We start from the raw sequence: 18,442 nt of genomic DNA on the forward strand, positions 1-18,442 counted from the left end.
GGTCAGCCGGTCCCGGTGATCATGCCGGCGCCGACGGTGACGTTGGTCGCCTCGTCGATGAGGACGAAGCCACCCGTGGCACGGTTGCGGCGGTACTCGTCCGCGAGCAGCGGCTGCGTGGTCCGCAGCCTGACGCGGCCGATCTGGTTGAGCTCGAGCGAGGTGGCCGCCTCGTCACGGTGCAGGGTGTTGACGTCGATCCGGTACTGCAGCGCCCTGACGACGGCCCGGCACGACCGGGTGGTGTGCTTGACGACCAGCTTCTGCCCCGCCACGAGGGGGCGGTCGGTCATCCAGGCGACCATCGCGTCGACGTCCTGGGTGACCTGCGGCTGGTTGTGGACCCGGCAGATCATGTCGCCGCGCGAGATGTCGATCTCGTCCGCCAGCCGGATGACCACCGACATCGGCGCGAACGCCTCGTCGATCGGCCCGTCCTTCGTCTCGATCGAGGCGATGGTGCTCGTCAGCCCCGAAGGAAGGACCATGACCTCGTCGCCCGGCTTGAAGATGCCACCGGCGACCTGGCCCGCGTACCCGCGGAAGTCGTGGTGGCGGTCCTGGTGCGGACGGATGACGTACTGGACCGGGAACCGCGCATCGACCATGTTGCGGTCGCTGGCGATGTGCACGTTCTCGAGGTGGTGGAGCAACGACGGGCCGTCGAACCACGGCATGTGCTCCGAGCGCGTCACGACGTTGTCCCCGTGCAGCGCCGAGATCGGCAGGATCGTGAGGTCTGCGATGTCGAGCTTCGCGGCGAAGTTGGTGAACTCGTCGCGGATCGCCTCGTAGACCTCCTGCGACCAGTCGACGAGGTCCATCTTGTTGATCGCCAGGACCAGGTGCGGGACCCGCAGCAGGGACACCAGGAACGCGTGCCGCCGGCTCTGCTCCTGCAGCCCCTTGCGCGCGTCGACGAGGACGACCGCGAGGTCCGCCGTCGAGGCCCCCGTCACCATGTTGCGGGTGTACTGGATGTGCCCCGGGGTGTCCGCGATGATGAACTTGCGGCGTGGCGTGGCGAAGTACCGGTAGGCGACGTCGATCGTGATCCCCTGCTCGCGCTCGGCCCGCAGGCCGTCGGTGAGGAGGGCGAGGTCGGTGTAGGCGTCACCGCGGGAGCGGCTCGTGGCCTCGACCGCCTCGAGCTGGTCGGTGAAGATCGACTTGGAGTCGTAGAGCAGCCGCCCGATGAGCGTGCTCTTGCCGTCGTCGACGGACCCCGCGGTAGCGAATCGCAAGAGCTCCATCAGAAGTACCCCTCCTTCTTGCGGTCTTCCATGGCGGCCTCACTGACCCGGTCGTCGCCGCGGGTCGCCCCACGCTCGGTGATCCGCGTGGCCGCGACCTCGTCGATGACGGCGGCGGCGTCCGCGGCGTCGGATCGGACCGCGGCCGTCAGGGTGGCGTCCCCGACCGTCCGGTAGCGCACCCGCTCGACGTAGGTCGTCTCCCCGGCCTTGGGCCGGCAGTGCTCGTTGGACGCGAAGAGCATCCCGTTGCGCTCGAAGACCTCGCGGTCGTGCGCGTAGTAGATCGACGGGATGGTCACGTTGCGCGACTGGATGTAGAGCCAGATGTCCAGCTCGGTCCAGTTGGACAGCGGGAACACCCGGATGCTCTCGCCGAGGTGCACGCGGGCGTTGTACAGCCCCCACAGCTCCGGTCGCTGGTTCTTCGGGTCCCACTGGCCGAACTCGTCGCGGAAGGAGAAGACCCGCTCCTTGGCCCTGGCCTTCTCCTCGTCGCGACGGGCGCCGCCGAGCAGGGCCGTGAAGCCGTTCCGCTCCGCGGTCTCCAGCAGGACGGGCGTCTGGATGCGGTTGCGGGAGCCGTTCGGCTCCTCGACCACGAGGCCGCGGTCGATCGCGTCCTGGACGGACCCCACGACGAGCTGGACACCGAGCTCGCCCACGAGCCAGTCGCGGAACGCCAGGACCTCCGGGAAGTTGTGCCCGGTGTCGATGTGCACCACCGGGAACGGGATCGGTGCGGGCCAGAACGCTCGCACCGCGAGCTCGAGCATGACGATCGAGTCCTTGCCGCCGGAGAACATGAGGGCCGGCTTCTCGGACTCCGCCACCACCTCACGGATGATGAAGACCGACTCCGCCTCCAGCTGGTCGATCTGGCTCAGGCTGTACTCCGGCATCACGCTTCCTCCCGGGGGGTCGGTGTCAGGTCGGCGACCGCCCGGAGCAGCAGGTCCGCGAGCTCAGGACGGCAGACCAGCAGGTCAGGCAGGGACGGGTCGGGTCTGTTGTACCGCAGTGCGGAGCCATCCACACGGCTCGTGTGCAGGCCGTGGGCCCTGGCGACAGCGACCGGCGCCGCGGAGTCCCACTCGTACTGGCCCCCGGCGTGCAGGTAGGCGTCGACCTCGCCCGTCACGACGGCCATCGCCTTGACGCCGGCCGACCCCATCGGGACCAGCTCTGCGCCGAGCCGCTCGGCCACGTCGTGCACCAGCTGCGGAGCCCGCGAGCGGCTCACGGCGAGCCGCACCGGCGCGCCAGCGGTCCGACGGGCCGGAGCCGGCCGCGCCGGGTCGAGGACCGTGGTGAGCACCTGGTCCCGCGCCGGCATCGCGACGGCGCCGGCGACGAGCTCACCGTCCTGCCACAGGGCCACGTGCACCGCGAAGTCGTCGCGACCCTCGGAGTACTCGCGCGTGCCGTCCAGCGGGTCGATGATCCACACCCTGCGCGCCACGAGCCGCGCGAGGTCGTCGACGGCCTCCTCGCTCAGCACCGCGTCACCGGGGGCGAGGCGCGCGAGCTCTGCCGCGAGCACCGCCTGAGCCGCGGTGTCACCGAGGTCACGGAGCTCCCGAGCACCCAGGCCCACCGCGTCCCGCCGACGCGCGATCAGCACCTCCCCGGCGAGTCGAGCGAGGTGGGCGGCCAAGGCCGGGTCGCCGCCCACCCCGGGCGCGGAGCCGGGATCGGCGTCGGTCTCAGTACGCACCGGCACCCCGCAGGACGGCCCGGGCTGTCTTCCACAGGATCATGACGTCCATCATGACGGACCAGTTGTCCACGTAGCGCAGGTCGAGCCGGACCGACTCCTCCCACGACAGGTCCGAGCGGCCCGAGACCTGCCACAGGCCGGTGAGGCCCGGCTTGACCCGCAGGCGGCGGTGGACCGCGTCCTCGTACCGCGCGACCTCCTCGCCCAGTGGCGGCCGCGGGCCGACGAGGGACATGTCTCCGCGAACCACGTTGAGCAGCTGCGGGAGCTCGTCGAGCGAGAACCGGCGCAGGATCGCACCCACCGGGGTCACCCGTGGGTCCTCCCGCATCTTGAACAGGACGCCGTTGCCCTCGTCGAGCGGTGCGAGCGCGCTGCGGCGGGCGTCCGCGTCGACGTACATGCTGCGGATCTTCCACATCGTGAACGGCTCGCCGTCCACCCCGACCCGCGTCTGGCGGTAGAAGGCCTTGCCGGGTGACGTCAGCCGGACGGCGAGCACCGATGCGCCGATGATCGGCGCGGCCATGGCGAGGAGGAGCACCCCGGCGACCCGGTCCATGAGGGCCTTGACCACCTGCCGGCCCCGCGGTGCGGCGACCTCGACCTCGAGCAACGACAGCCCGGCGGCCGGTCGCAGCGTCACCCGCGGCCCGGTCACCTCGAGCAGCCCAGGCACGACGACGAGCTGCGAGCCGACGCGGTCCAGCGCCCAGGTCAGCCGCCGGAGCGCCTCGCCCGACAGGCTGGGCCCGGCGACCACGACGACGTCGACGGCCCGGTCGACCACGACCTGCGGGATGTCGGCCACCGCACCGACCACCGGCACGCCGCCGATCGGCGTGGGCAGGTCGATGCTCGGCAGGCACAGGCCCATGACGTCGAAGCCGTGGTGCGGGCTCGCGGCAAGATCACGAGCGACGCGGGCGACGTCCGTGGGCGCCCCGACGACGAGCGTGCGCTTCATCGAGGCACCGCCAGCGCGCTGGTGGTGCAGAAGACGCCGGTTGACGTAGCGGAACGCCACCGTGACCAGGATGAGGAGGGGGATCCCGGCGAAGACGAGCGACCGGGAGATCTCGGCCTGGGTGACGTAGCTCGCCGCCATGACCAGCGCGGCGCCGATCCCGCCGGCGCGCACCACGGCCTGGTACTCGATCGGGTCGTCGCCGAGGGACCGCGCCTCGTACCCCCGCATCATGGCGACGAGCGCTGCGAACACGAGGACCGTGCCGAGCACGGCCAGACCGGACTGCTGCCCGGGACCGTAGACGTGCAGGAGGAAGGGCGTCGCGACCAGCACCGCGGCGAACGAGTCCAGGGCGACGGTGCGGCGCTGGTAGCGGATCCCGACGCGGGCCCAGCCCCGCGCGACGGCCACCCGGTCGTTGTAGGGCGTCCCGCGCAGCTCGACCGGTTGGGACGAGGCCCACGAACGCCGCGGCTCGGCCGCAAGGCCTCGCCGATCGTCTCGGGACGGCCACTCGAACGTCCTGTCCACCGCTAGCGTCATGTGTTCCCTCGCTCTCAGGTGGTTCGAGGCTATACCGGCCGATCTGTCCATCGGCGTCCCGTATGCCCGATTTCACCCGGTTGCACGGGGCTCATGACGGTCTGGTGACCATCAGGTGGACGTTCGATGGCCGGGAGGTGGCCTGCGGCAGACCTCAGCCCGGGGCGTGGAACCGCTGCTGCGCGGCGAGCAGACCGCTGACGACCACCATCTCGACCGCGTCGGCCGCGGCGTCGACCAGCCAGGGGACGTCGGCCCGCTCGGCGCCGGAGAAGTCCTTGAGCACGAAGTCGGCCGGGTCCGTCCGGCCGGGTGGGCGGCCGACACCCACCCGCACCCGCAGGTAGTCGCGCGAGCCGAGGGCGGAGCTGATGCTGCGCAGCCCGTTGTGGCCGCCCTCGCCGCCGCCGGCCTTGAGGCGGACCGTGGCGAACGGCAGGTCCAGCTCGTCGTGCACCACGAGCACGTGGTCGACCGGGACCCCGAGGTACGTCGCGAGCCCGACGACGGGGCCGCCGGAGACGTTCATGTACGACGTCGGCTTGGCCAGCACGGCGCGGGGCCCCGGGACGCCGCCCGGCAGGACGCCGATCCGCACGTCGGCGACGCCCGCACGGCTGCGGTGCGACGTGAAGGACGCACCGCAGCGTCGCGCGAGCTCGTCCACGACCATCTGACCGACGTTGTGCCGGTTGCCGGCGTACGCCGGGCCGGGGTTGCCCAGGCCGACGACGAGCCATGGCGTCGTCATGCCCGCGCCGTCCGTACCGTCGACAGGGGAGGTCAGGCCTCCGCGGCCTCGTCAGCCGGCTCGTCGATGCCCTGCGGGGTGCTGATCGCGACGATGATCGCGTCCAGGTCGCCCACGAACGTGGCGCCGGCGGGGAGCACGAGGTCGGAGCCGCGCACCTGGGCGCCGTCGACCAGGCCCTCGACCGAGACCTCGATCGACTGCGGCAGGTGGGTCGCCTCGGCCTCGAGGGTGACCGTCTGCGCCTCGACGACGTGGATGGTGCCCGGGTAGGAGTCGCCGACGATGTGCACGTTGACGTCGACGGTGATCTTCTCGCCCTTGGCGACGATGAGCAGGTCGACGTGCTCGATGACGTTCTTCACCGGGTCACGCTGGACGTCCTTGGCCACGGCCAGCACGGGCTTGCCGTCCAGGACGATGGTGAACAGGGCGTTGGAGTGCTTGAGCGCGAGCATCGTCTCGTGGCCCGGCAGGGCGACGTGCAGCGGGTCGGACCCGTGCCCGTACAGGACGGCGGGGATCTGCGCGGCACGGCGGATGCGGCGGGCAGCACCCTTGCCGAACTCGGTGCGGGTGACGGCGGCGAGCTTGACCTCGGACACGAAGACTCCTGGGCTGGTCGGGCTGAACGGCGGGTACCGGGAGGACCACGGCGGCGGTGGCCTCGGCGCGGGACGCGGGACGGACGCGCACACGACCACCGCGTCGATCACGGAGTCGTGGGGTGGGCCTGAGCGGCCCCACCGGCCATCCGACGTCCCTCGCCGAGGCAACCCGGGGAGTCTACCCGCTCCGGGGGCCGGCGCGGAACGTCTGGCGCGTCGCGCGCCCGGTCAGCCGAGCCCGTCCGCGCCGGTGGACCCCCAGCCGTGGCGCACGACGAGCTGCACCCTGATCTCCTGCTGCCCGCCCTCGAGCGGCACGTCCGCCATCGCTCGGGCTGCCATGAAGCCGGCCGCCACGGGCGCCGCCGACTCCTCGCGCACGTCGAGCACGGGGCCCAGGGGCCGTCCGGCGAGCGCCGCGAGCTGGCTCGCCGCCGCGACGGCCTGGTCGAAGGCCAGCTCACGGGCCCGACGCACGGCCGGGCCGGGGTCGCTGACCTGGAACGTCGTGCGCTCGAGCCGGCCGCCCGAGCCCGCGGCGGAGACCGCGCGGGCTGCGACCTCGCCGGCGGTGGCGGTGTCCCGCAGGGTGACCTCGAGGCCGAGGCTCACCGTGGTGCGGGGTCGGCGCACCGTGCGGGCCGGGCCGGGGCCTTCCTCGACCTGTCCCGGGTCGGTCCAGCTCGTGGTGGCGACCGTGCGGACGTCCTGCCGCGGCACGCCGGCCCCCGTGAGCGACTCGACCATCGCCGCCGCGGCCCGCGACGCGGTCTCGAGCGCCGTGGGGGCGTCGGGGTCCGTGCACTGGGCCGCCAGCTGCACCACGACCACGTCTGGCGTCACGTGGACCGTCCCGGTGCCCGTGGTCGTCAGGCCGCCCCGCGGGTGGCGCGGGCCACGCGGGGACTCGTCGCCGAGACCGCTGTGCCCGCCGAGACCGCTGTGCCCGTCCCCGGCCCCGCCCACCTCAGGACGCCCCGTCGAACAGGGACGTCACCGAGCCGTCGTCGAAGACCTCGCGGATCGCCCGGGCGAGCAGCGGCGCGATGGACAGCACCGTCAGCTTGCCGAACTGCTTGTCCTCGGTGATCGGCAGCGTGTCCGTGACGACCACCTCGCGTGCGCCGCACTCCTGCAGGCGCTGGGCGGCCGGGTCGGAGAGCACGCCGTGGGTCGCCGCGACGATGACGTCCTTGGCCCCGGCCGCGAGCAGCACCCGGACGGCCTCGGCGATGGTGCCGCCGGTGTCGATGAGGTCGTCGGTCAGGACGCACGTGCGCCCCTCGACCTCGCCGACCACCCGGTTGGCCACGGCCCGGTTCGGCTTGGTGATGTCCCGCGTCTTGTGGATGAAGGCCAGAGGACAGCCGCCGAACTTCGCGGCCCACTGCTCGGCCACGCGGATCCGGCCCGCATCCGGGGACACCACCGCGACGTTGGTGGGGTCCACCCGCGTGCGGACGTAGTCGACCAGGAGCGGCATGGCCCACAGGTGGTCCACCGGGCCGTCGAAGAAGCCCTGGATCTGCGCGGCGTGCAGGTCGACGCTCATCAGCCGGTCGGCACCGGCCGTGCGGAACAGGTCTGCCATGAGGCGGGCCGAGACGGGTTCGCGACCGCGGTGCTTCTTGTCCTGACGGGAGTAGCCGTAGAACGGCTGGACGACGGTGATCGTCTTGGCGGAGGCCCGCTTGAGCGCGTCGACCATGAGCAGCTGCTCCATGATCCACTGGTTGATCGGTGCCGTGTGGCTCTGCAGCACGAAGGCGTCGGTGCCGCGCACGCTCTCGCCGAACCGGACGTAGATCTCCCCGTTCGCGAAGTCGTACGCCGTCGTCGGGACCAGCTCCACCCCGAGCTCCCGGGCGACGTCGTCCGCGAGCTCCGGGTGGGCCCGCCCGGAGATGAGGACGAGCCGCTTCTCGCTGTCGCTCGAGGTGATCCCGGTCATCGCGGTCAGTGCCCTTCGGTGGTGGTCGGGTCGGCCAGCCGGTCGGCCGTCGGCAGGGGGATCTGACCCGTGGTCCGAGCGAGCTCCGCGATGGCCTGGGGGGACAGGCCCGGCGGGTCCTCGTCGCGCGCGCCGAGGGCTGTCCGCGCGGCCTCCGCCGACGCGCTGGCGGCCCTGCGCCGCAGCACCCAGCGCTCGATGGTGCGCTGCGGCGCCGTGCTGAGCCCCAGGGCCCCGGCCGGCACGTCGCGCCGGATCACCGAGCCAGCCCCCGTGTAGGCGCCGTCGCCGATCGTCACGGGTGCCACGAGCGCGTTGTCGGAGCCGATCCGCACGTGGGAGCCGACCGTCGTCCGGTGCTTGGCCACGCCGTCGAAGTTGACGAAGATCGTCCCCGCGCCGACGTTGGTGTGCTCGCCGACGACGGCGTCCCCGACGTAGGACAGGTGCGGCACCTTGGAGTGCGCCCCGATGACCGCGGCCTTGGTCTCGACGAACGCGCCGATCTTGCCGTCCGCGCCCAGGTCCGTGCCGGGCCGCAGGTAGGAGTAGGGACCGACGAGCGCGCCGGCGCCGATCCGCGACGACACGGCGACGCTGCGCACCACCTCGGCGCCGGCCTCGACGGCCACGTCGCGCAGCGTGGTGTCCGGGCCTACGACGGCGCCGGAGGCCACCGTGGTCGACCCGTGCAGCTGCGTCCCCGGCAGCAGCGTGACGTCCTGCTCGAGCTCGACGTCGGCGTCCACCCACGTCGTGGCCGGGTCGACGACCGTCACGCCCGCGAGCATCCACCCGGTGACGATGCGTCGGTTCATCTCCGCCGCGAGCACCGCGAGCTGCGCGCGGTCGTTGACGCCCTCGACGAGCACCGGGTCGTCGACCTGGACCGCGCGGACCGCGCCGCCGTCGGAGCGCGCGATGGCGAGCACGTCGGTGAGGTACACCTCGCCCTGGGCGTTGTCGCGGCCCAGCCGGCCGAGCGCGCCGCGCAGCACCGCGGCGTCGAAGACGTAGACCGAGGAGTTGATCTCGGCGATGGCGCGCTGGGTCGCGTCGGCGTCCCGGTGCTCGACGATCCCCACGACCGCGCCGGAGCCCGGCTCGCGCAGGATCCGGCCGTAACCCGTCGGGTCGGCCACCTCCGTGGTGAGCACGGTCACGGCGTTGCCGTCGGCGACGTGCGCCGCGAGGAGCTCTGCCAGGGTGGCGCCGTCCAGCAGCGGGATGTCCCCGGCGAGCACCACGACGGGGCCGCTGACCTGGTCGGGCAGGTCGGCCGATGCGGGGTCGGCGTGCGCTGCGACGGCCTCGGCGTGCGCCGCGGCGTCGAGCACGCCCAGCCCGCAGTGGACCGCGCGACCCGTGCCGGGCACGTCGTCCTGGTCCGCGACGAGCACGGTGGGATCCAGGGCCACGGCGTGGGCCGCGACCGCGTCCCGCTCGTGGCGCACGACGACGACCGTGCGCCACGGGTCGAGCGCGGCGGCGGCGGTGAGCGCGTGCCCGAGCATGGTCCGCCCCGCGACGGCGTGCAGCACCTTGGGTGTGGCGGAGCGCATCCTGGTGCCCTCGCCCGCGGCGAGGACGACGACGCAGGGGCGTGCGGTGGTCACGGGGACTCCCGTCAGGTCGGCGGCTCCGCCACCCGGGCGAGGGACGACGTGCGCTGTGGTCTGGCGTTCGGCCACTCTACCGTCGCGCGAGGGTCGCCCGGTCGGGGTCCGGCGCTCCGCCCCCAGGATTCGAACCTGGACCGCAAGGCTCCAAAGGCCTGCGTGCTGCCGCTACACCAGGGCGGACCGGTGCGCGCACCAGTGTGCCAGGGCCGCACGGCATGATGGGCGCGTGGCCTCCTCGAGCAAGCGACCCGTCCGAGCGCGGATGACCGGCACGCAGCGACGCGAGCAGCTGCTCGACGTCTCGCGCCAGCTCTTCGCCGAGAAGGGCTTCGAGGGCACCTCCGTCGAGGAGATCGCCGCCAGGGCCCAGGTGTCCAAGCCCGTCGTCTACGAGCACTTCGGGGGCAAGGAGGGGATGTACGCGGTCGTCGTCGACCGCGAGATCCAGGCCCTGACCGGCGCGCTCATCGGGGCGCTGGAGGCGGGCGGGCACCCGCAGGTGCTCGTGGAGCGCACGGCGCTGGCGCTCTTCGACTACATCGAGTCGTCCACGGACGGGTTCCGCATCCTCGTGCGCGACTCACCCGTCACGCAGTCCACCGGGACCTACTCGAGCCTCATCGGCGATGTCGCCATGCAGGTGGAGCACCTGCTCGCCGACCAGTTCACGCGGCGCGGGCTCGACCCGCGCACCGCGCCGATCTACGCCCAGATGCTCGTCGGGATGGTCGCCCTCACGGGGCAGTACTGGCTGGACGCGCGCAGCCCCAAGAAGGCCGAGGTCGCGGCGCACCTGGTCAACCTCGCCTGGAACGGGCTGTCCGGGCTGGAGCGCAAGCCCGCGCTGCGCGGGTCGACCACGTGACGGACGAGGTCGACCGGATCGTCGCGGCCTGGAGCCGCGAGCGACCCGACCTGGACGTCGCGCCGCTGAGCGTGCTGTCCCGCGTGAGCCGGCTGGCCCGGCACCTCGACCTCGCCCGCCGCACGGCCTTCGAGCGGCACACCCTGGAGCTGTGGGAGTTCGACGTGCTCGCGGCGCTGCGCCGCGCCGGCGAGCCCTACCAGCTGTCCCCCGGCGCGCTCGTGACCCAGACCCTGGTGACCAGCGGCACGATGACCAACCGGATCGACCGCCTCGCGGCCCGCGGCCTCGTCGAGCGCGGGCCGGCCCCGGAGGACCGCCGCGGCGTCCTCGTGCGGCTCACACCGACGGGGCGTGCGCGCGTCGACGCCGCGCTGGACGACCTGCTCGACGTCGAGCGCCGGCTGCTCACCGCGCTGCCCGAGGCCGACCGCACCCGCCTCGCGGAGCTGCTGCGCGTGCTCGTCGCCCCGTTCGACGCCTGACCCCGGCCCGCAGGTCGCGAGCGTCGTCTCGAGCCGGCCGTCGGCCAGGGCCTCGTCAGCCGGCGAGCTCCGCAGCGGACAGCCACTCGTCCTCGAGCCCTGCACGCTCGGCCGCGAGCTCGCGCAGCTCGTCGTCCAGGGCCAGCACGGCGGTGTGGTCGGACGCGACCGCGACCATGCGCTCGTGCAGCGTCGCCTCGAGCGCCGCGATCCGGGACAGCCGGCGCTCGATCCGGGCGAGGTCCTTGCGAGCGGCATGCAGCTCGGCTGCGCTCGGGGCCGCGCCCCCCGCCGGACCGTCGCCCGCCGCGGTCGCGCCAGCCCCCGTCGCCCGCGCCGCAGCCACGGGCGCGCTCGCGGGGGCGGCGATCGCCGCACGACGCAGGGTGAGGTACTGCTCGACCCCGCCGGGCAGGTCACGCAGCGCGCCGTCGCCCAGCAGGGCCCACTGCACGTCGCACACCCGCTCGAGCAGGTAGCGGTCGTGCGAGACGACCACGAGCGTGCCGGGCCACCCGTCGAGCAGGTCCTCCAGCGCGGCGAGCGTGTCGGTGTCCAGGTCGTTCGTCGGCTCGTCGAGCAGCAGCACGTTGGGCTCCCCGACGAGGAGCCGCAGCACCTGCAGGCGTCGACGCTCGCCGCCCGAGAGGTCCCGGACCAGGGTCTGGGCGCGGTCGCGCGTGAACCCCAGCCGCTCGACGAGCTGGGCCGCCGTCAGCTCGGCGCCGCCAACGCTCACGGTGCGGCGCTCGCGCTCGACCACCTCCACGACGCGCAGGTGGCCCAGGGGGTCGAGCTCCTCGACGTCCTGGGAGAGCGTCGCGACCACGGCCGTCTTGCCGCGCTTGACCCGCCCGCGCTGGGGCTTGAGCGACCCGTCGAGCAGCCGCAGCAGGGTCGTCTTGCCCGCGCCGTTGACGCCCACCAGCCCGATCCGGTCGCCGGGGCCCAGCCGCCACGTCACGTCGTCGAGCAGCACGCGGTGGCCCCCGCCGGGCAGGTCGAAGCCCACGGTGACGCCCTCGACGTCGAGCACGTCCTTGCCCTGGCGAGCGGTGGCGAGCCGGGTGAGCTCGAGCGGGTCCCGCGGGGGCGGCTCGTCGGCGATGAGCGCGGCTGCGGCGTCGAGGCGGAACCGGGGCTTGGACGTGCGTGCCGGGGCCCCGCGGCGCAGCCACGCGAGCTCCTTGCGCAGCAGGTTGGCCCGGCGGCTGCCCGTCACGGCGGCCGTCCGCTCACGCTCGGCCCTGGCCAGGACGTAGGCGGCGTAGCCACCCTCGTAGCCGGCCACGACGCCGTCGCGACCCGTGACCTCCCACATCCGGGTGCACACCGCGTCGAGGAACCAGCGGTCGTGCGTGACCACCACGAGCGCCCCGCGCGCGGCCTGGCCACGACCGCTGAACCGCTCGACGAGGTGCTCGGCCAGCCACGCCACGCCCTCGACGTCCAGGTGGTTGGTGGGCTCGTCGAGCAGCAGCACGTCATGGTCCGCCACGAGCAGCGCGGCGAGCGCGACCCTGCGACGCTGGCCGCCGGACAGCGCCGCGACGTCGCCCTCGAGGTCCACGTCGGCGAGCAGCCCGGCGTGGACGGCGCGCACTCCGGCCTCGCCGGCCCACGTGTGCTCGGCGTCGTCGCCGTGCACGATGTCGCGCACGCGCGCCCCGGCCGGGAGCTCGTCGCGCTGGTCGAGCATGCCCACGCGCAGCGAGCCGCTGTAGGTGACGCGGCCGGAGTCCGGCTGCTGCGTGCGGGCGAGCAGGCGGAGCACGGTGGACTTGCCCGCGCCGTTGGGGCCGACGACGCCGACGCGCATCCCGGCGTCGACGCCGAGGCTCACCGAGTCGAGCAGGGTCCTGGTGCCGACGGCCAGCGAGATCGCGTCCGCCCCGAGCAGGTGCGCCATCAGCCGGTGACCACGCGCGCACCCGCCACGGGGCCCGCGGCGCACAGCACGTCGTCCGCCACCCCCGCGGCGGTGATCTCGGCCGCGATCGCCAGCGCGTGCACGCGCGTGCGCGCCAGGGCGGCGACCGTGGGACCCGACCCGCTGACGAGCACGCCCAGGGCGCCGGCGCGGGTGGCCACGGCGAGCGTGTCGGCCAGCTCCGGCGCGAGGTCGAGGGCCGCGGCCTGCAGGTCGTTGCCCAGCGCGCGACCCACCGCATCGAGGTCGGCCGAGCGCAGCGCGGCGAGCAGGGCGACGTCGGGCTCCGGCTCCGGCAGCGCCGCCGGGCCGTCCGTCGCGTCGAACCGGGCGAACACCGCAGGCGTCGACAGGCCCGTGCGGCGCAGGGCGAGCGCCCAGTGGTACTGCCCGCTGGACAGCGCGGGGCTCAGCAGGTCACCCCGCCCGCTGCCGACGGCGGTGTGGCCCAGCAGGGAGAAGGGGACGTCCGCGCCGAGGGTCGCGGCCAGGTCGCTCAGGGCGGCGCGGGACAGGCCCGTGCCCCACAGCGCGTCGCACGCCACGAGGGCAGCAGCGGCGTCCGCGGAGCCGCCCGCCATGCCGCCGGCGACCGGGACGCCCTTGTGCACGTGGAGGTGGACCAGCGGCTCGATCCCCACGGTGCGCGCGAGCAGCTCGGCCGCGCGCAGCGCGAGGTTGGTCGCGTCCGTGGGCACCTGGTCGGCCTGCGCACCGGTGACCGTGATCCCCAGGGCGTCGGCCGGGCGGGCCGTGACGTCCTCGTAGACCGACACGGCCTGGAAGACCGTGGCCAGCGGGTGGTAGCCGTCCTCGCGGCGCGGGCCGACGCGCAGGGCCAGGTTGATCTTGCCCGGCGCCCGCACGGTGATCCCGGGGACGGGCGAGGGGCTCATCGGACCACTCTCGCACGGTCGCCGGAGGATCGGCGCCCCGGACCCCGCGCGTGCGCACCCGCCGCGGGGCTCACCGGTCCAGCGCCTCGGCGACCCGTGCGAAGGCCGTGATGTCGAGGGTCTCCCCGCGCGCCGTGGGGTCGACTCCCGCCGCCACGAGGGCGGCCTCGGCGAGCGCGGAGGACCCTGCGATCCCGGCCAGTGCGGAGCGGAGCATCTTGCGCCGCTGTGCGAAGGCGGCGTCGACCACGGCGAAGACGCGCTCGCGCGGCGCCGTCGTGGTCGGCGGCTCACGCAGCTCCAGGGCGACGAGGGAGGAGTCGACGCGCGGCACCGGCCAGAAGACGGCGCGGCCGATGGAGCCGGCCGGCCGGGCGGCGGCGTACCAGGCTGCCTTGGCCGACGGGATGCCGTAGGTGCGCGAGCCGGGCGGGGCGACGAGGCGGTCGGCGACCTCGGACTGCACCATGACGAGCACGCGCTCGAGGCTGCCGAACCGCGCCAGGAAGGACAGCAGCACCGGCACCGCGACGTTGTACGGCAGGTTGGCCACGAGGGCCGTGGGCTGCGGCCCGGGCAGCTCCGTGACGGTCAGCGCGTCGGCCTGCAGCACGACGAGCCGGCCGGCGGCCTCCGGGGCACGCTCGGCGACGGTGCGCGGCAGGGCCGCGGCGAGCACCGGGTCGATCTCCACCGCGACGACGTGCGCCCCGGCCTCGAGCAGCCCGAACGTCAGCGAGCCGAGCCCCGGCCCCACCTCCACGACGTGCTCGCCGTCCGTCACCCGTGCGGTACGGACGATCCTGCGCACCGTGCCGGCGTCGACGACGAAGTTCTGCCCCCAGGTCTTCGTGGGGTGCACGCCCAGACGCCCCGCCAGGTCCCGGATCTGCGCCGGGCCCAGCAGGGCGTCTGTGGTCATGTCCCCGAGCCTAGGGCTCAGAGCAGGCCGAGCTTGCTCGCGCAGGCCGGCCACTGGCCCCAGCCGGAGCGTGCCTGCAGGGCCTGGGCCCGCTGCGTCTGCTCCGCCGCGGACGCGTCGGACGGCAGCCCGGTGCCACCCATCGCCCGCCACGTGCCGAGCGAGAACTGGTACAGGCCGTAGTACAGGCCGTTCGACGAGATGATCGACGCGTTGCCGCCGGACTCGCACCGGGCCAGCGCACCCCACACGTCGTCGCCCAGGGCGACGGGCGTGGCGGCGACGACGGGGCGGGCCTTGGTGCCGACCCGGACCACCTCGGTGACCGGGGCGCGCGTGACGGTCTCGCTGAGCACCTCGCGCGACTCCTCGACGCCGTCGACACGCACGACCCGCACCGCGCGGGCCAGCTCGCCGACCACGCCGGCCGTGACGGTCCGGCGCTGGTCGGTGTAGAGGTCCGCGGAGCTCTCGGTCACCTGCTCGAAGGGGATCTCGCTGAGCTCGGTTGCCTCCTCGACGACGACGCGCTGGAGCGTGACGGTGAGCCGGCCGGCGCCATCGGTCGCGACCCGGTGCACGTGCACGCGGTCGAGCTCCCCGACCGCGAGGTCGAGCGAGGCCAGGATCTCGTCGAGGTCGCGGGCGCCGTCGACCGTGACGGTCGTGCCGTCGGCGACCACGTCGACCTCGCCGTCCGCCACGAGGCGCAGCGGCAGGTCGGCACGGCCGGTCGAGGCGGAGCGCGAGGCGAGCAGCCGGACGTCCTGGCCGCGGGCGCTGAGCACGTCGAGCGCGTCGTCGGCGCTCAGGGCCGTGGTCCACACCACCTGCTCCGCGCCGTCGGTGAGCACGGTGACCGACCGCGCGTGCCGGACGACGACCTCGTCGCCGTCACGCAGCACGTCCGTGGGCCCGGGGGCCACCACGTCGCGCGAGCCCACGAGGACCTCGTGGTCCTCGAGCAGGCCAGCGACGCTGCCGGCGAAGGTCGAGACCTCGACGGTCTCGCCGTCGACGTCCAGGGTGACCGTCTTGTGCGCGTCGGCGACGGCGACCGAGGTGCCCGTCAGGACGAGGGCCGTGGCGACCGCTCCGACGAGCAGCGGGCGCCGGCGGTCGCGGCGGGGCGTGGCGAGGGTCTCGGTGCCGTCCATCGGTGGCTCGACGGCGGGGCTGGAGGGAGCGGGACGGTGCAGGCGGGACGTGGCGCGGCGCAGCAGGGCAGGAAGGTTCACGAGGTTCCAGACGTCGGGCTGTCCGGGCACAGGGTGCGGTGCGCCGGGGCGCCCAGCCGATCGCCCCAGGGGGCGGCGGGGGCGTTCGAGACGCTCCCCGGCTGGTCCGGACACCCTGATCCGGCCGTCAGGACCGCCGCAGGGGGCGGTCCACGGCCCCGTGGCGCAGCGCGCCGGGTAGGACCACGAGGAACCGTAACCGATTCGTGACCTTCTGCCAACCCCCTGCGTCGAGCAGGGGTCAGTACCAGTTCTTGGCCTGGAAGGACGACCATGCCCCGCACGGGGTGCCGTAGCGGCTCGTGATGTAGCCCAGGCCCCACGCGATCTGCGTCGCCGGGTTGGTCTGCCAGTCGGCGCCGGCCGAGGCCATCTTCGAGCCCGGCAGGGCCTGCGGGATCCCGTAGGCGCCGCTCGAGGTGTTGGCGGCGTTGACCCGCCAGCCGCTCTCGCGCGTCCACAGCGCGTCGAGGCACGCGAACTCGTCCGCGCTCCAGCCCCGCGCGAGGACCATCTCCAGGCCGATCGCGCGCGAGGTCCCGGGCTCGACGGGCGGCGCGCTCGGCACGGCGGGGGCCACCTTGGTCCCGACCCGGACCACCTGGTCGACCGGCGCGGTGAGGAGGGTCTGGGCCAGCACGGTGCGTCCGATCTCGACGCCGTCGACCTCGTAGGACTCGTAGGTGACCATCCCGGTGCCGGGCTCGCCGGCGACCTCGACCGTCTCGGTGCCCTGGGCGAGCTCGGCGTCGTCCTGGCGGACGACCGCGAACGGCTGGCTGGTCGCCGCGCTGCGCACCACGGTCGTCACGCGCGTGACCATCACCACGAGGCCGTCGACGGCGACGGTGTCGAGCGGCACGGACACCTGGTCCCGCTCGCCGAGCACCACGCCCGCCTCGAGCAGCACCTCGCGCACGGTCGCCCCGGCGGTGCTCAGCTCGACCGTCGCGCCGTCGAGCGCCAGGTGGACCTGCTTGAGCGTCGAGAGGCGCAGCACGTCGCGACCCAGCGGGGCGGAGCGTGAGGCGGACGTCCGCACCCCGTCGCGCAGGTCCAGCTCCGCGACCACGTCGCCCACGGTCTGGGCCGTGGTCCACACCGTCAGCGGCTCGCCGTCGATGACGATGGCGACCTCGCGGCCGTGCCGCACGAGGATCTCGCCGCGGTCCGCGACGAGCTGCTCACGGCTCGGCAGCACGAGGTCGCGCGGGTCGAGCTCGACACCCTGGGCCGACAGCACGTCGGAGACCGTGCGGCCGAAGGCGCTGACGGTGGTGCGCTCGCCGTCGACGTCGAGGGTCACGGTCTTGTGCAGCAGCGTGAAGGCGCTCGTCCCCGCGACGACGACGGCGAGCACGAGGGCCTGGGCCGCGAGGCGGACCGTCGACCCGTACCGGCCGGCGGGGCCGGGTGCTCGCCGCGACCGGCCCGCGGCAGCCGCGTCGGTCCGGGGGGCGAGGGGCACGAAGGGTCCGTCCGTCGGTGGGCAGGTCGGCGAGGCCGTGCGGCGTCGCCCGTCGAAGGTAACGGATCGGACACGGTCCGCGGAAGGCACCGACCGGGTGGGATCGGTCACCACGGCCCGTACAGCTCCTCGCAGGTCGCGCTGACCCGACGGCACAGGTCGGCGAGGTCGAGGCCGAGCTCGGCGGCGACGGTCCGCGCGGTGAGCGCCAGGACGTACGGCGCGTTGGGCCGGCCGCGGACCGGGTGCGGCGGCAGGTACGGGGCGTCGGTCTCGAGCAGCACGTGGTCGAGCGGGGTGGCGCGCAGGGCGGCGCGCAGCGCGGCAGCCGACGGGTACGTCACCGGGCCGGCGAAGGACAGGTACCAGCCCTGCTCGGCGCAGACCCGGGCCATCGCGGCGTCCCCCGAGTAGCAGTGGAAGACGGTGCGCGCCGGGGCGCCGTCGGCCAGGAGGGTCTCGATCACCTCGGCGTGGGCGTCCCGGTCGTGGATCTGCAGCACGAGGTCGAGCTCCTTGGCCAGCGCGATGTGCGCCCGGAACGCCTCCCGCTGCACGGCCCGGCCACGGTCCCCCGCGCGGAAGAAGTCCAGCCCCGTCTCGCCGATGACGCGGATCCTCGGGTTGGCGCGGGCGACGTCCGCGACGCGCGCGACCGCATCGTCGAGCGGCAGCCCGTGGTGCTCGCGGGCCGCGGGCTCGAGGCCGTCCGGTGCGACCTCGCGCACCCCGGCGTGCAGCACGGCCTCGTTGGGGTGGATCGCCAGCCCGCCGAGCAGCTGCGGGTGCTCGCGCACCGCACGGTCGGTCCAGGCGATGCCCGGCAGGTCGCAGCCGATCTGGACCATGCGCGTCACACCGACGCCCGCGGCGCGGGCGAGGTGGTCCGCGACGGTCGGGGCCGTCGTCGGCGGCTCCGCGGCCGACCGCCCGTCGCCTGGAGGGGCGCCGTCGGGGGACCGCCCGCCGGACGGCCGCCATCCGTCGCGGTCCGTCGCGGCGAGCACGGCGTCGAGGTGGGTGTGGCCGTCGACCAGCTCTGCCGGCAGCGCCCCGGGCTCCGGCGGCCAGCCGCGCTCGCGCGAGCGGCGGCTCACTGCTCCGCCGGCTCCTCGATCCGCGGGAAGAGCGATGCGCCCTTGGTGACGACGGTGCCGGCCGGCAGCGTGCCGAAGGCCGCGGCCCCGGACACCGGCTGCGCCGCGAGTGCGCCCAGCGGC

The 18,442-nt window shown here is 74.3% G+C and carries 17 protein-coding genes and 1 tRNA gene; 2 read left to right on the top strand and 16 right to left on the bottom strand.

Annotated elements, in window-relative coordinates; translation table 11 throughout:
- Nucleotides 1–2: 2 nt before the first annotated feature.
- The 10 genes from cysN to PKY62_RS07800 all read right to left on the bottom strand — a co-directional run bounded on the left by cysN (nucleotide 3) and on the right by PKY62_RS07800 (nucleotide 9,598).
- Nucleotides 3–1,253 carry a sulfate adenylyltransferase subunit CysN gene (gene cysN / locus PKY62_RS07755; protein WP_324536135.1) on the bottom strand — a complete coding sequence of 417 codons (1,251 nt, stop codon included), beginning with the start codon at nucleotides 1,251–1,253 and terminating at the stop codon, nucleotides 3–5.
- A complete protein-coding gene (gene cysD / locus PKY62_RS07760; RefSeq protein WP_324536136.1) occupies nucleotides 1,253–2,155 on the bottom strand; it encodes a sulfate adenylyltransferase subunit CysD in 903 nt (300 codons plus the stop codon). Before cysD ends, cysN begins: the two co-directional genes overlap by 1 nt.
- Nucleotides 2,155–2,970, bottom strand: coding sequence for a 3'(2'),5'-bisphosphate nucleotidase CysQ (locus tag PKY62_RS07765; RefSeq protein WP_324536137.1), 816 nt, complete (start codon nucleotides 2,968–2,970; stop codon nucleotides 2,155–2,157). The genes cysD and PKY62_RS07765 overlap by 1 nt, the downstream gene beginning before the upstream one ends.
- Nucleotides 2,960–4,354, bottom strand: coding sequence for a sugar transferase (locus PKY62_RS07770; protein WP_324536138.1), 1,395 nt, complete (start codon nucleotides 4,352–4,354; stop codon nucleotides 2,960–2,962). Before PKY62_RS07770 ends, PKY62_RS07765 begins: the two co-directional genes overlap by 11 nt.
- Before the next feature lie 286 nt (nucleotides 4,355–4,640).
- Nucleotides 4,641–5,237 carry an aminoacyl-tRNA hydrolase gene (gene pth, locus PKY62_RS07775; protein WP_324536139.1) on the bottom strand — a complete coding sequence of 199 codons (597 nt, stop codon included), beginning with the start codon at nucleotides 5,235–5,237 and terminating at the stop codon, nucleotides 4,641–4,643.
- Between the two features lie 32 nt (nucleotides 5,238–5,269).
- Nucleotides 5,270–5,842 (bottom strand): 50S ribosomal protein L25/general stress protein Ctc, encoded by a 573-nt coding sequence (locus PKY62_RS07780; RefSeq protein WP_324536140.1) that lies wholly within the window; start codon nucleotides 5,840–5,842, stop codon nucleotides 5,270–5,272.
- Nucleotides 5,843–6,073: 231 nt separating this feature from the next.
- Nucleotides 6,074–6,811, bottom strand: coding sequence for an SIMPL domain-containing protein (locus PKY62_RS07785; RefSeq protein ID WP_324536141.1), 738 nt, complete (start codon nucleotides 6,809–6,811; stop codon nucleotides 6,074–6,076).
- A 1-nt stretch (nucleotide 6,812) separates the two neighbouring features.
- The gene (locus PKY62_RS07790) at nucleotides 6,813–7,796 is read right to left on the bottom strand and encodes a ribose-phosphate diphosphokinase (protein WP_324536142.1); all 984 of its coding nucleotides are present in this window, start codon (nucleotides 7,794–7,796) and stop codon (nucleotides 6,813–6,815) included.
- Nucleotides 7,797–7,801: 5 nt separating this feature from the next.
- Nucleotides 7,802–9,412, bottom strand: coding sequence for a bifunctional UDP-N-acetylglucosamine diphosphorylase/glucosamine-1-phosphate N-acetyltransferase GlmU (glmU, locus tag PKY62_RS07795; RefSeq protein WP_324536143.1), 1,611 nt, complete (start codon nucleotides 9,410–9,412; stop codon nucleotides 7,802–7,804).
- A gap of 114 nt (nucleotides 9,413–9,526) precedes the next feature.
- A tRNA-Gln gene (locus tag PKY62_RS07800) sits at nucleotides 9,527–9,598 on the bottom strand.
- Between the two features lie 82 nt (nucleotides 9,599–9,680).
- Here PKY62_RS07800 and PKY62_RS07805 point away from each other — a divergent pair.
- Nucleotides 9,681–10,283: a TetR/AcrR family transcriptional regulator gene (locus PKY62_RS07805; RefSeq protein ID WP_324536151.1), complete on the top strand. Its 603-nt coding sequence runs from the start codon at nucleotides 9,681–9,683 to the stop codon at nucleotides 10,281–10,283.
- The gene (locus PKY62_RS07810; RefSeq protein WP_324536144.1) at nucleotides 10,280–10,768 is read left to right on the top strand and encodes a MarR family winged helix-turn-helix transcriptional regulator; all 489 of its coding nucleotides are present in this window, start codon (nucleotides 10,280–10,282) and stop codon (nucleotides 10,766–10,768) included. Before PKY62_RS07805 ends, PKY62_RS07810 begins: the two co-directional genes overlap by 4 nt.
- A gap of 55 nt (nucleotides 10,769–10,823) precedes the next feature.
- Here PKY62_RS07810 and PKY62_RS07815 read toward each other — a convergent pair whose 3' ends face one another.
- From PKY62_RS07815 to PKY62_RS07840, 6 genes are all read right to left on the bottom strand, one after another.
- Nucleotides 10,824–12,677: an ABC-F family ATP-binding cassette domain-containing protein gene (locus PKY62_RS07815; RefSeq protein WP_324536145.1), complete on the bottom strand. Its 1,854-nt coding sequence runs from the start codon at nucleotides 12,675–12,677 to the stop codon at nucleotides 10,824–10,826.
- On the bottom strand, nucleotides 12,677–13,594 hold the full coding sequence (locus tag PKY62_RS07820; RefSeq protein WP_324536146.1) for a 4-(cytidine 5'-diphospho)-2-C-methyl-D-erythritol kinase: 918 nt from the start codon (nucleotides 13,592–13,594) through the stop codon (nucleotides 12,677–12,679). The genes PKY62_RS07815 and PKY62_RS07820 overlap by 1 nt, the downstream gene beginning before the upstream one ends.
- 70 nt (nucleotides 13,595–13,664) lie before the next feature.
- Nucleotides 13,665–14,516: a 16S rRNA (adenine(1518)-N(6)/adenine(1519)-N(6))-dimethyltransferase RsmA gene (gene rsmA, locus PKY62_RS07825; RefSeq protein ID WP_324536147.1), complete on the bottom strand. Its 852-nt coding sequence runs from the start codon at nucleotides 14,514–14,516 to the stop codon at nucleotides 13,665–13,667.
- Between the two features lie 17 nt (nucleotides 14,517–14,533).
- Entirely contained in the window at nucleotides 14,534–15,673 is a 1,140-nt protein-coding gene (locus PKY62_RS07830; RefSeq protein WP_324536148.1) for a resuscitation-promoting factor, read from the bottom strand.
- A gap of 322 nt (nucleotides 15,674–15,995) precedes the next feature.
- On the bottom strand, nucleotides 15,996–17,222 hold the full coding sequence (locus tag PKY62_RS07835) for a resuscitation-promoting factor (protein WP_324536149.1): 1,227 nt from the start codon (nucleotides 17,220–17,222) through the stop codon (nucleotides 15,996–15,998).
- A 107-nt stretch (nucleotides 17,223–17,329) separates the two neighbouring features.
- Nucleotides 17,330–18,319 (bottom strand): TatD family hydrolase, encoded by a 990-nt coding sequence (locus PKY62_RS07840; RefSeq protein ID WP_324536150.1) that lies wholly within the window; start codon nucleotides 18,317–18,319, stop codon nucleotides 17,330–17,332.
- Nucleotides 18,320–18,442 lie beyond the last annotated feature (123 nt).

The sequence above is a fragment of the Actinotalea sp. genome (assembly GCF_035443605.1).
Classification (GTDB): Bacteria; Actinomycetota; Actinomycetes; order Actinomycetales; family Cellulomonadaceae; genus Actinotalea.

Excerpts from the sequence above, each read along its gene's own strand:
- cysD (WP_324536136.1), bottom strand. The coding sequence starts at position 2,155 with ATGCCGGAGTACAGCCTGAGCCAGATCGACCAGCTGGAGGCGGAGTCG.
- cysN (WP_324536135.1), bottom strand. The coding sequence starts at position 1,253 with ATGGAGCTCTTGCGATTCGCTACCGCGGGGTCCGTCGACGACGGCAAG.
- PKY62_RS07790 (WP_324536142.1), bottom strand. The coding sequence starts at position 7,796 with ATGACCGGGATCACCTCGAGCGACAGCGAGAAGCGGCTCGTCCTCATC.
- rsmA (WP_324536147.1), bottom strand. The coding sequence starts at position 14,516 with ATGACCACAGACGCCCTGCTGGGCCCGGCGCAGATCCGGGACCTGGCG.
- pth (WP_324536139.1), bottom strand. The coding sequence starts at position 5,237 with ATGACGACGCCATGGCTCGTCGTCGGCCTGGGCAACCCCGGCCCGGCG.
- PKY62_RS07815 (WP_324536145.1), bottom strand. The coding sequence starts at position 12,677 with ATGGCGCACCTGCTCGGGGCGGACGCGATCTCGCTGGCCGTCGGCACC.
- PKY62_RS07805 (WP_324536151.1), top strand. The coding sequence starts at position 9,681 with ATGACCGGCACGCAGCGACGCGAGCAGCTGCTCGACGTCTCGCGCCAG.
- PKY62_RS07830 (WP_324536148.1), bottom strand. The coding sequence starts at position 15,673 with ATGGACGGCACCGAGACCCTCGCCACGCCCCGCCGCGACCGCCGGCGC.
- PKY62_RS07820 (WP_324536146.1), bottom strand. The coding sequence starts at position 13,594 with ATGAGCCCCTCGCCCGTCCCCGGGATCACCGTGCGGGCGCCGGGCAAG.